Origin of the sequence: Klebsiella sp. 141153 (assembly GCF_032601995.1) — a bacterium.
GTDB lineage: Bacteria > Pseudomonadota > Gammaproteobacteria > Enterobacterales > Enterobacteriaceae > Klebsiella > Klebsiella aerogenes.
The window spans coordinates 283755-295446 of sequence record NZ_JAQIRJ010000002.1 but is presented as its reverse complement, the minus strand read 5'-3'; the positions used below and the strand labels follow the sequence as shown (position 1 = coordinate 295446).

General features: G+C 55.6%; 12 protein-coding genes. 7 read left to right on the top strand and 5 right to left on the bottom strand.

What is annotated here, in order from left to right; all coding sequences use genetic code 11:
* Positions 1–94 precede the first annotated feature (94 nt).
* Complete coding sequence (locus PGS10_RS04435) at positions 95–1780, top strand: aspartate:alanine antiporter (protein ID WP_015704851.1); 1686 nt, start codon at positions 95–97, stop codon at positions 1778–1780.
* 243 nt (positions 1781–2023) lie between these two features.
* On the opposite strand, the gene PGS10_RS04430 is transcribed toward PGS10_RS04435, so the two are convergent.
* Positions 2024–2248: a hypothetical protein gene (locus PGS10_RS04430; protein ID WP_072201277.1), complete on the bottom strand. Its 225-nt coding sequence runs from the start codon at positions 2246–2248 to the stop codon at positions 2024–2026.
* Positions 2211–2855 (bottom strand): hypothetical protein, encoded by a 645-nt coding sequence (locus tag PGS10_RS04425; protein ID WP_064588713.1) that lies wholly within the window; start codon positions 2853–2855, stop codon positions 2211–2213. The genes PGS10_RS04430 and PGS10_RS04425 overlap by 38 nt, the downstream gene beginning before the upstream one ends.
* Positions 2856–3088: 233 nt before the next feature.
* On the opposite strand from PGS10_RS04425, the gene PGS10_RS04420 reads away from it, so the two are divergent.
* Complete coding sequence (locus PGS10_RS04420) at positions 3089–3886, top strand: SDR family NAD(P)-dependent oxidoreductase (protein ID WP_289577066.1); 798 nt, start codon at positions 3089–3091, stop codon at positions 3884–3886.
* Here PGS10_RS04420 and PGS10_RS04415 read toward each other — a convergent pair.
* Positions 3879–4433, bottom strand: a complete 555-nt coding sequence (locus tag PGS10_RS04415; protein ID WP_045396344.1) for a TetR/AcrR family transcriptional regulator — start codon at positions 4431–4433, stop codon at positions 3879–3881. The two genes, PGS10_RS04420 and PGS10_RS04415, sit on opposite strands and share 8 nt — an antisense overlap.
* Before the next feature lie 113 nt (positions 4434–4546).
* On the opposite strand from PGS10_RS04415, the gene PGS10_RS04410 reads away from it, so the two are divergent.
* Together PGS10_RS04410 and PGS10_RS04405 are read left to right on the top strand one after the other, a co-directional pair.
* Positions 4547–5749 carry an MFS transporter gene (locus PGS10_RS04410; RefSeq protein WP_045396346.1) on the top strand — a complete coding sequence of 401 codons (1203 nt, stop codon included), beginning with the start codon at positions 4547–4549 and terminating at the stop codon, positions 5747–5749.
* Positions 5749–6561 (top strand): Cof-type HAD-IIB family hydrolase, encoded by an 813-nt coding sequence (locus PGS10_RS04405; protein WP_045396350.1) that lies wholly within the window; start codon positions 5749–5751, stop codon positions 6559–6561. Before PGS10_RS04410 ends, PGS10_RS04405 begins: the two co-directional genes overlap by 1 nt.
* Positions 6562–6602: 41 nt before the next feature.
* On the opposite strand, the gene kdeA is transcribed toward PGS10_RS04405, so the two are convergent.
* Complete coding sequence (gene kdeA, locus PGS10_RS04400) at positions 6603–7835, bottom strand: multidrug efflux MFS transporter KdeA (RefSeq protein WP_015367543.1); 1233 nt, start codon at positions 7833–7835, stop codon at positions 6603–6605.
* Positions 7836–8138: 303 nt separating this feature from the next.
* On the opposite strand from kdeA, the gene ybjG reads away from it, so the two are divergent.
* Positions 8139–8732, top strand: a complete 594-nt coding sequence (gene ybjG, locus PGS10_RS04395) for an undecaprenyl-diphosphate phosphatase (RefSeq protein ID WP_045396360.1) — start codon at positions 8139–8141, stop codon at positions 8730–8732.
* An 86-nt stretch (positions 8733–8818) separates the two neighbouring features.
* Complete coding sequence (gene deoR / locus PGS10_RS04390; protein WP_316422483.1) at positions 8819–9577, top strand: DNA-binding transcriptional repressor DeoR; 759 nt, start codon at positions 8819–8821, stop codon at positions 9575–9577.
* 28 nt (positions 9578–9605) lie between these two features.
* Here deoR and dacC read toward each other — a convergent pair whose 3' ends face one another.
* Positions 9606–10808, bottom strand: coding sequence for a serine-type D-Ala-D-Ala carboxypeptidase (dacC, locus tag PGS10_RS04385; RefSeq protein ID WP_047064992.1), 1203 nt, complete (start codon positions 10806–10808; stop codon positions 9606–9608).
* 256 nt (positions 10809–11064) lie between these two features.
* Between dacC and PGS10_RS04380 the strand changes: the two genes are divergently transcribed.
* The gene (locus PGS10_RS04380) at positions 11065–11691 is read left to right on the top strand and encodes a glutathione S-transferase family protein (protein WP_045396367.1); all 627 of its coding nucleotides are present in this window, start codon (positions 11065–11067) and stop codon (positions 11689–11691) included.
* Position 11692: the final 1 nt, after the last annotated feature.

The following is an 11692-nucleotide window of genomic DNA, read 5'->3' as shown; positions in this document are numbered from 1 at the left end:
GAATAACGTTCGGCATAGTGCGAACGCTTGAGCAACCTTAGACCAAAAAACCATTTCCTTCAACAACTTACTAGTAAACGAGAAGTTGGCTTTCGTGAATATAAACGTCGCAGATTTGTTAAACGGGAATTACATCCTGTTATTGTTTGTTGTACTCGCACTGGGTCTTTGCCTGGGGAAACTTCGCCTCGGGTCAGTACAACTTGGTAATTCCATTGGCGTTTTAGTCGTTTCTTTATTATTAGGTCAGCAGCACTTCGCCATTAACACTGATGCGCTAAATCTTGGCTTTATGCTGTTTATTTTCTGCGTCGGCGTCGAAGCGGGCCCCAACTTTTTTTCGATTTTTTTCCGCGACGGCAAAAACTATCTGATGCTGGCGCTGGTGATGGTGGCCAGCGCGATGTTAATCGCTATGGGGCTGGGCAAATTGTTTGGCTGGGACATCGGCCTGACCGCCGGGATGCTGGCGGGCGCTATGACCTCCACCCCGGTGCTGGTGGGCGCTGGCGATACCCTACGCCACTTTGGCCTGCCCAGCGATCAGCTGGCGCAGTCGCTTGACCACCTGAGCCTCGGCTACGCCCTGACCTACCTGGTTGGCCTGGTGAGCCTGATCGTCGGCGCGCGCTATATGCCGAAGCTGCAGCATCAGGATCTGCAGACCAGCGCCCAGCAGATCGCCCGCGAGCGCGGTCTGGATACCGACTCCAAGCGTAAAGTCTATCTGCCGGTTATCCGCGCCTACCGCGTCGGCCCGGAATTGGTCGCGTGGGCGGACGGCAAAAATCTTCGTGAGCTGGGGATTTACCGCCAGACCGGCTGCTATATCGAGCGTATTCGTCGTAACGGTATCCTGGCGAACCCGGATGGCGACGCGGTACTGCAGATGGGCGACGATATCGCGCTGGTTGGCTACCCGGACGCCCATGCCCGCCTCGACCCAAGCTTCCGTAACGGTAAAGAGGTGTTTGACCGCGACCTGCTCGATATGCGTATCGTCACCGAAGAGATTGTGGTTAAGAATCATAACGCCGTCGGCCGCCGCCTGGCGCAGCTGAAGCTGACCGATCACGGCTGTTTCTTAAACCGGGTGATCCGCAGCCAGATTGAGATGCCAATCGACGATAACGTGGTGCTCAATAAAGGCGACGTGCTGCAGGTGAGCGGCGACGCCCGCCGCGTAAAAACCGTCGCTGACCGCATCGGCTTTATTTCGATTCATAGCCAGGTGACCGATCTGCTGGCTTTCTGCGCCTTCTTTATCGTCGGCCTGATGATCGGCATGATCACCTTCCAGTTCAGCTCGTTCAGCTTCGGCATCGGTAACGCCGCCGGCCTGCTGTTCGCCGGCATTATGCTTGGCTTCCTGCGTGCCAACCATCCGACCTTCGGCTATATCCCGCAGGGCGCATTGAACATGGTTAAGGAGTTCGGTCTGATGGTGTTTATGGCCGGGGTCGGCCTGAGCGCCGGCGCGGGTATTAATAACGGTCTGGGCGCCATTGGCGGGCAAATGCTGGCCGCCGGCCTTATCGTCAGCCTGGTGCCGGTGGTGATCTGCTTCCTGTTCGGCGCCTATGTGCTACGCATGAACCGCGCGATGCTGTTCGGCGCGATGATGGGCGCGCGTACCTGCGCCCCGGCGATGGAAATTATCAGCGATACCGCACGGAGCAATATTCCCGCGCTCGGCTACGCTGGCACCTACGCTATCGCCAACGTGCTGCTCACCCTTGCCGGTACGTTGATCGTCATCATCTGGCCGGGCCTTGGCTAGCCCCGGCCGAAAATTTTTAACTTTTTCGCAAAAAAATCGGTGATGAACAGAACTTTTTCCCAGGACGTCAGTCATAACTAGTGCCACTGCTTTTCTTTGATGTCCCCATTTTGTGGAGCCCATCAACCCCGCCGTTTAGGTTCAAGGTTGATGGGTTTTTTGTTGCCTGAAGTTGGCACTTTTCGAGCTAGCCTGAAACCAAAACCGCTCTGAAGGTATCAGTTGCGTACTGATCGTCATCACTTACTGAATTTTTGCCTTTAACCAGTCGGCCAGAAAAATAATTAGGCAAATCAGTACAAAACAAATCGCAAAACCACCCAGCTTAAATAGCCATCCATCCAGCGCAATAAGACTAACAAAAGCCATAATTGAGCAAATCCCCCTCCCCATTGCATCAATCATATTGATGCAATGCACGCCAATTCTTTTATAAGAATGGCTGGCCGAGAATTTTACAGATTTCATTTTCTATTCCTTTACATTGCACTGGATGGCTCTCTATGTACTTGAGATACGGTTCTAGTGGTTCTTCGACCAGAAAGTAGACCATATCAAGATTCGTTGGTGAAACTTTCATATAGGTTGATGAATACCTGTCCTTCATCCTACGAGAAGCTCTCGCTGCCTCTTCGATTATCCCCTGCATAATAACGGCACTTAAAGCAAACGACGCCGAGCCCCGCAGAACATAGTTCCCAATTCTGGTAGTTTTCAATTGCGCAATTATTTTTTCGGATAAAGTCAGGGACAGGCAAAACTGAGCCCCCGTACGTGTTCCCAGTTTTGCGTCAGAATAACCAATCCTGTCATTAATCGCTTTCTTCCCTTCGTCATCGAGTTTTGCATAAAAATCCGTACTCACAATGGTGATTAGCTGCCTGATTGGTTGATCGTTCGATATCAATGCTCTAAACGCCCTAATAAAACGCTCCGTTTCATATTCATTACGCCTTTTAAGATCACGCCCCAAGACTCCTGAACCTTCTACCGTTCTTATTGCTGATAAATAAAATCCTTCGGAAAGGGAAGTTAAACCATCAACAATTCCCCTTGCAATTAGCTTTGCATCCATGAAACCCATCTCAATAACCATAAGATGATAAAAGGCTAATCACTTTCACGCTCAAGAACCAGAAAAAATATTTATTTTTTCCAATTAAAACAATATGTTAAATGATTAAGTAACAGGTTTGCTTTACGGCCAGAACTCAAAAATTACTGCACTGATTTTAATACTCCCCCTCCTTGCACAGTCTATTTTTTCACCCATACTTTGCTGATCCACTCCCACATAAGGCGCTCTTCATGTTGCTTAAAGATAAGACCGTGGTGATTTTCGGCGGCAGCGGCGCGATTGGCCGCGCGACGGCGCTTGCCATGGCGAAAGAAGGCGCACAGATCTTTCTGGCCGCCCGGCAGGCGGATAAGCTGGAAAAGGCAGCGGCTGAGGTTCGCGCCGCTGGAGGTATCGTCGAGACTCTGCAACTGGATGTGCTGGATGGCGGGCAAACCGCCGGGCAGGTGGCCAACCTGGCCGGGAGAACCGGCGGGATTGATATCGTAGTTAATGCCACCGGCTTTCTCCACGATCAGGGGAAAACGCTGGCACAATTATCCCTTGCCGAGTATCGCCAGGGTTTTGTCCCCTTTCTTGATGCCCAATTTACTATTGCTAAGGCTGTAGCGCCGTGGATGGGTGGCGAACGCGAGGGCGTCATAATTACCACTATTCCTCCTTCTGCGACGATGGCCGTTCCTGGACACCTTGGCCATATCGTCGGCTGCGCCGCAATGGAAGCCTTTATCAAAGCGCTGGCCAGCGAACTGGGGGCGAAAAATATCCGCGTGCTCGGCGTGCGGTCACACGCGATAGCGGATGCGGTGCTGGCGGGTTCTTATACTGCCGAGGTGTTTGCGCCTAAAGCGCAGGCGCTGGGCTTGAGCGTTGAACAGTGGCTTGGCGGTGCGGCGCACGGCACGATGCTACAGCGGTTGCCGACGCTCGCGCAGATAGCCGGGGTCATCACCTTTCTCGCCTCACCGTCGGCAGCGGCGATGACCGCCACGGTGGTTAACGTCACCGCGGGGGCGACGCTTAGCTAGCGCTATTCTCCCCCGCCAGCCGCCCGACCATCAGGCGAATGGCCGCTTTCGACAGCGGCGCGCTATCGGTCACGAAGTGTAGCGTCATCCCCTCGATAAACGCATCCAGCCCGCGCGCCGTCGCCGGTTCAAACCACTGCTCCAGCGTCTGCTGGCTGCGTAGCATCCAGCTCTGCATGACCGCTTTCAGCGCCGGTCGGCTGCTGCAAAACGCGTATAGCTGGTACATTAACTCCATATTGCGCGCGGTGGTCACCTGGGCGCTGAAGATAAGCTCGGCGATAGCGTCGCAGGCCTGCTCGCGGCTACCGACGCCGTTGAAGAATTGCTGATACTGCGCCGACATTTCGACGGTGAAGTTACGAAACGCTTCCTCAATCAGCGCCTCAATACCGCTAAAATAATAGGTCAGCGAGCCCAGCGGTACCCCGGCGCAGCTGGCGATTTTACGGTGCGTTACCGCATGAATTCCGTGCGCGGCGATGGTATCCAGCGTCGCCTGCAGGATGCGCTCGCGCCGCTGCGGATCGTTCGGTCTGCGGGTCATCGGTGTGTTTTTCCCCTCTGTGCGCTACGCAGGTCAAGCGATAGCGGAATGTGTACAAATGTACACAACCTTGCTACTGTTGTCTGCAACTCTTCTTTCTCGGGCGTTTATGGATGACGGCGCAAACTTCTCGCAAAGCCCTCCAGCTTCGGCTGTGGGCGCTATTTATGTTCTTTTTTATTCCCGGCTTATTGATGGCCTCCTGGGCCACCCGTACGCCCGCGATTCGCGATTTACTAACCCTTTCCACTGCTGAAATGGGAATGGTGCTATTTGGCCTGTCGATTGGTTCGATGAGCGGTATTCTCTGTTCAGCATGGCTGGTGAAGCGCTTCGGTACCCGTAAAGTTATCCGCACCACCATGTTATGCGCCGTGGCGGGCATGCTGGTGCTAAGCCTCGCGCTGTGGCTCGCCTCCGCGCCGCTGTTCGCCTTCGGGCTGGCTATCTTCGGCGCCAGCTTCGGCTCGGCGGAAGTGGCGATTAACGTCGAAGGCGCCGCCGTTGAACGGGAAATGAATAAAACCGTACTGCCGATGATGCACGGTTTTTATAGCTTCGGCACCCTGGTGGGCGCCGGCATCGGTATGGCGGTGACCGGTTTTGGCCTGCCCGCCGCGCCGCATATTCTGATCGCCGCGCTGGTAGCGATTGCCCCTATCCTTATCGCCATTCGCGCCATCCCCGACGGTACCGGCAAAAACGCCGCCGAATCCGCCCATAGCGAGGCCAAAGGCCTACCGGTCTGGCGCGACGCGCAGCTATTGCTGATCGGCGTAATCGTGCTGGCGATGGCCTTTGCCGAAGGTTCCGCCAACGACTGGCTGCCGCTGCTGATGGTCGACGGCCATGGCTTTAGCCCCACTTCCGGTTCGCTGATTTACGCCGGTTTCACCCTCGGCATGACCCTCGGCCGCTTCACCGGCGGCTGGTTTATCGACCGCTACAGCCGCGTCGCCGTGGTACGCGCCAGCGCGGTAATGGGCGCGCTGGGCATCGGGCTGATTATTTTTGTCGACAGCACCTGGGTCGCCGGGGTATCGGTACTGCTGTGGGGGCTCGGCGCGTCGCTTGGTTTTCCGCTCACCATTTCCGCCGCCAGCGATACCGGCCCGGATGCGCCTAAACGTGTAAGCGTCGTGGCGATTACCGGCTATCTGGCTTTTCTCGTCGGGCCGCCGCTGCTGGGCTTCCTTGGCGAACACTTTGGCCTGCGTAGCGCCATGATGGTAGTACTGGGACTAGTCATGGTGGCGGCGCTGGTAGCCCGCGCGGTAGCTAAACCGCAGCCCGAACCTGTGATGGAGAATAGTTAATGAGCATCAAACTGATTGCGGTAGACATGGACGGCACCTTTTTAAGCGATGCCAAAACCTATAATCGCCCACGTTTTCTGGCGCAGTATCAGCGCATGCGCGAACAGGGCATTCGCTTCGTGGTCGCCAGCGGCAACCAGTATTACCAGCTGATATCGTTCTTCCCGGAGCTGGTCGATGAAATCGCCTTCGTCGCCGAAAACGGCGGTTGGGTAGTAAGCGGTAAAGAGGATATCTTTAACTGCCAGCTGCCGACGACGCATTTCAACGCCGTCGTCGACCACCTGCAAACGCTGCCGCATATCGAAATTATCGCCTGCGGCAAACGCAGCGCCTATACGCTCAATAGCTATAATGACGAGCTAAAAGCGGTGGCGGCGAAGTACTATCACCGTCTCGAACTGGTGGATGATTTTAACCATCTCGATGACGCGATCCTCAAATTCGGCCTGAACGTGCCGGATCATCTGATTCCGCAAATTCAGCCGAAGCTACACGCGGCGCTGGGCGATATGGTTACCGCCGTCGCCACCGGTTACGGCAGTATCGATTTAATCATCCCTGGCGTGCATAAAGCCAACGGCCTGCGCATTTTGCAGGAGCGCTGGGGTATTGATAATCATGAAGTGGTGGCCTTCGGCGATAGCGGCAATGATATTGAAATGTTGCAGCATGCCGGCTTTGGCTTCGCCATGGCGAATGCCAAAGCGGAGGTCAAAGCCGTCGCCAGCCATCATGCGCCGCATAATAACGAAGAAGGCGTATTGCAGATTATCGATAAGGTATTGAATCGCGAAGCGCCGTTCGCCTGATGAATCCCCGGATGCCTTTGGGCATCCGGGTTTGCTACGTATCACGCCTGCTGCGAACTGCCGACGCTTTTATCTTTCAGGAAGTAAATAATCAGCCCCAGCCATAGCACCCCGCCCAGCAGGTTAAACAGGCTGAACAGGCCGTTACCGCCAAGCTCATAAGCATGCTTGCTAAGCTCAATGCCCACGGTAAAGATCAGCATCTGCAGCATGCCCATCGCCGCCGAAACCGTTCCTTTACTCATCTCGCTGGCGAACAGCGTTAAGCGCACCAGCCCGGCGTTAGCCAGACCAATCCCGAAAGCGTAGAAGCTCAGACCGGCGGTCATCCACAGATAAGCATGGGACGAGACGACCGTGGCCGCCGCCGACAGAAGCAGGCCAAACATTATCGGCCAGCCGCCCATAATAATCAGCGAGCGTACCGAACGGCGTGAAGTCAGACGCGCCAGTACCAGGTTGCCGGCGATCAGCGCGCCGAAAATCGGCACCTGCAGCATACCGTACTCATAGCTGGTGGCCTGCTCGCCGCTAATAATAATGACCGGCGATTGCGCAATCCACGCCAGCAGCGGCAGGCTAACAAAACCGGTCGCCAGCGCCCCGGCGACAAAGCGCAGGTTTTTCAACACCAGACGATAGTCGCGCCCCAGCTCTTTTACCGACAGTTTTTCCCCCATCCGCGTCGCCGTTTCCGGCATCGCCCGCTGTAGCCCGACAAAGGAGATGGCAGCCAGCACGGCGAACAGCACGAACATCATCTCCCACGGCAGCATATGCACCCAGGCGGCGCCGACCAGCGGCCCGAGCAGCGGCGCAATCAGCGCGACGTTAGCCATCAGGGCGGTGATTTTGATACACACCGCCTCCTCAAACGACTCCTGGATAGCCGCATATCCCACCGCGCCGATAAAGCACAGGCTGATGCCCTGCAGGAAACGCAGCAGGGTAAATTGCTCAATGGTTTGCGCCAGCAGCGTCGCCAGACAGGTGACGATAAACCACACCACCCCGGTCAGCATCACCGGGCGGCGGCCAATACGATCCGACAGCGGCCCCAGCAGCCACTGCAAAAACATCCCCCCCGCCAGATAGGCGGTCATAGAGGTGGGGACCCACTCATTGCCGACCTGAAACTCCTGCACCACCGCGAGCATACCCGGTTGGATCATATCGTTGCCGATATAGGTGGAGAATTCATATAACACAAGGCACAGCGGGAACAGCAACGCCTGACGACCGAGGCGTTTACCTGATAGCGAATAATTCTGCATGCAATCTCTTAATTAAAAAAAAATCGCGCAAAGTTTAATGAAAGTCGACCCGTGGAGATAGTGAATTGTGAGTGACAATGAAAAATATCGCCAGCCCGCAGTCCGGCATGAAACGAATATTTATATTTCGTTTATGTTTCAATGAGATTACAGCCGATATACTTGCTATGGCGAAATACCGGCAAGGGCATCTCACGGCTATATTTCGTAACAAACTGATAATTAAGACAATGCTGCTTTACCCCATCGTTACCTTTCAATAAGGTGAGCGGCTTATTGCTATCGTAACCAGAGACTGGAAGCATGCTGGAAAATATCAACTACGCGCTGTTTGCCCTGATTAACGCCACCCCGGCCTCCTCGTGGTGGGCAATTGAGGTCGCCACGTTTATTGCCAAAGACTTAATTATCATTGTGCCGCTGCTGGTGGTGGCGCTGTGGCTGTGGGGGCCAAACCAGCGTCAACTGGTATTCAAGGTCATGCTGGCCCTGGCCCTGAGCCTGTCTATTTCGTGGGTTATCGGTCATCTGTTTCCGCATGACCGGCCGTTTGTTGACGGCGTCGGCTACAATTTCCTGCATCATGCGGCGGATGACTCATTCCCAAGCGATCACGGCACCGTCATCTTTACCTTCGCGCTGGCGTTTTTGTTCTGGCACCGCGTGTGGTCCGGCGTGCTGCTGCTGGTCATCGCTTCGGCGATTGCATGGTCACGCGTCTATCTGGGAGTACACTGGCCGCTGGATATGTTGGGCGGGCTGCTGGCCGGCATGTGCGGCTGCCTTGGCGCGCAACTGCTGTGGCAGAGCGGCGGTCATGGCCTCTACCAATGGCTGCAGCGCCTGTATCGTCTCTGCTTCTCGCTGCCGATTCGTAAAGGCTGGGTACGCGGCTAACGTCTGACAGGTGACGAACCCCTCGCCGCCGGGTAAAATCAAGCTGACGCCCTGCCCTTGCAGGGCGATTTTAGCTCAGAGGGTATATGGAAACTCGTCGTGACGAACGCATTAACCAGCTCATTCAGGCACTCAAGCGCAGCGATAAACTTCACCTGAAAGAAGCAGCTTCGCTGCTTGGCGTATCAGAAATGACCATTCGTCGCGATTTGAACGGCCACAGCGGCCCGGTGGTGCTGTTGGGCGGTTACATCGTGCTGGAACCGCGTAGCGCCACGCACTACCTGCTGAGCGATCAGAAAACCCGTCTGGTGGATGAAAAGCGCCGCGCTGCGCGCCATGCCGCCGGGCTGCTTGAAGCGCATCAGATGGCCTTTTTTGACTGCGGCACCACGACGCCATGGATAATCGACGCCATCGATAACGAGCTGCCGTTTACCGGCGTGTGCTACTCGTTAAATACCTTTCTCGCCCTGCAGGAAAAACCGCTGTGCCGCGCTATTCTGTGCGGCGGCGAATTCCACGCCAGTAATGCCATCTTTTTGCCGCTCAGTCTGCAGGAAACCCTGAGCCACCTCAGCCCGGATATCGCCTACTATTCTGCCGCCGGTATCGACTGCGAGCAGGGAGCGACCTGCTATAACCTGGAAGAGCTGCCGGTGAAACACTGGGCCATGAATAATGCTCGCTACCATGTGCTGGTGGTCGATCATAGCAAGTTTGGCAAAGTGCGGCCGGCGCGGATGGGGGAGTTATCGCGTTTTGACGTCATCGCCAGCGACGTTCGTCCGGATGACGATCTGTTGGCGCTGGCGAAAGATAAGCAAATATCACTGCTGTACTAACCGCGCCCCGTCGGGCGCGGTCTGTCTGTTAAGAGAACCAGCTGCCGAACCAGCCGTGCAGTTTCATCAGCACGAAGTCGACCATGCGGCTGAAGAAGCCGCCCTCTTTCACTTCTTCCATAACGATCAGCGGACGCTGTTCAATGGTTTTATCATTGAGCTTAAAGTCGATGGTGCCCACCACCTGCCCTTTCGTCAGCGGCGCGGTGAGCTGCGGTTCCGTCAGGCTGTAGCTCGCTTTCAGGTTTTTCAACTGCCCGCGAGGAATGGTCACCGAACCGGCTTCGCCGGCGCCCAGTTTGACTTCATTACTGTCGCCGAACCATACGCGCTGGGAAATAAAGGTGGCATCCGGTTTGATTGGGGTGACGGTTTCATAGAAACGGAAGCCCCAGGTCAGCAGTTTTTCGGACTCGTTAAAGCGGATACGGTCGGTTTTAGTGCCCAGCACCACCGCGATAAGGCGCATATCGCCCTGCGTTGCGGAAGAGACCAGGTTGTAACCCGCGCCAGCGGTGGTGCCGGTTTTCACGCCATCGGCATTGAGGTTGGTGCTCCACAGCAGACGGTTGCGGTTGGGCTGGCGGATTTTATTGAAGGTGAACTCTTTTTCTTTGTGTACCGCGTACTCTTCCGGCACATCATGAATCATTGCTTTGGTCAGCAGCGCCATGTCGCGAGCGGTGCTGAACTGCCCCGGCGCATCCAGGCCGTGGACGGTTTTAAAGGTGGTGTTAGTCAGGCCGATTTTCTGCGCGTAGCCGTTCATCAGGTTGACAAACGAATCCTGGCTGCCGGCGACATAATCCGCAATGGCGATGCTGGCATCGTTACCAGACTGGATTATCACGCCCTTATTGAGGTCTTCAACCGATACCTGCATGCCTGGCTTCAGGAACATCACCGAGGAGCCGCGCAGCGCCGGGTTGCCCGTGGCCCACGCATCGCGACCGACGGTGACCGTATCGGTCAGTTTGATTTTGCCTGCTTTCAGCGCCTGGCCTACCACGTAGCTGGTCATGATTTTGGTCAGGCTGGCCGGGTCGAGTTTCTCGTCGGCGTTGCCTTCACTCAATACTTTGCCGCTGGCATAGTCCATCAGGATCCAGGCTCGCGCATCAATCGATGGCGCATCCGGAAGTTGATCCGCCGCCTGCACCGCAGGGGCCACGAGAAGTAAAAGCGCGCAGCCTGCCGCGAGGCCGCGAAGGGAAAAAGCATCATGCGTCATAAGAGCCACCCAAGTATCCTTTCCAAACAAAATATGCCGCAACACTCTTGCCGCACAGCACAAGGCGGTGAGTAAAGCGTACAAATGACCTTAAAGAAACAGCGAGTTGGTAAAGTTTTTAAAGTTTACGCAATAACGCCGCTGCCTGCTGAAAACAAGGCAATTTTTTTGATCGTGATTGCCTTAATATTAACTTTATTCCAACATGATTGCTCACCATGTTGCAACGGCGATTAAATAACATGCAGGAGCGGATATGATTACGTTATGGGGCAGAAATAACTCGACCAACGTGAAGAAAGTACGCTGGGTGCTGGCGGAACTGGATCTTCCTTATCAGCAGATTCTGGCGGGGCTGGAGTATGGTCTCAATCACGACCCGGAGTATCTGGCGATGAACCCGAACGGCCTGGTGCCGCTACTCAAAGACGATACCAATGGGCTGGTGCTGTGGGAATCCAACGCCATTATTCGCTATCTTGCCGCTCAATACGGGCAAAACCGGCTGTGGGTAGAGTCGCCTGCGCAGCGCGCGCAGGGGGAAAAATGGATGGACTGGGCCAATGCCACGCTGTCGCCGGCGCACCGTCCGGTATTAATGGGGCTGGTCAGAACGCCGCCGGCCCAGCGCGATCCGGCAGCAATCGACGCGGGGATTAACGCCTGCGAAGGGCTGTTCGCCATGCTCGACGATGAACTGGCGAAGCATGCCTGGCTCTCCGGCGATGAGTTCGGCCTTGGCGATGTTGCGGTGGCGCCGTTCGTTTATAACCTGCTGTCCATCGTCGACAGCTGGCAGCCGCGGCCCCATCTACAGCGCTGGTACCAGCAAATCCAGCAGCGTCAGGCCTTCCGCGATGTGGTCATGATCCCGGTTACCTGAG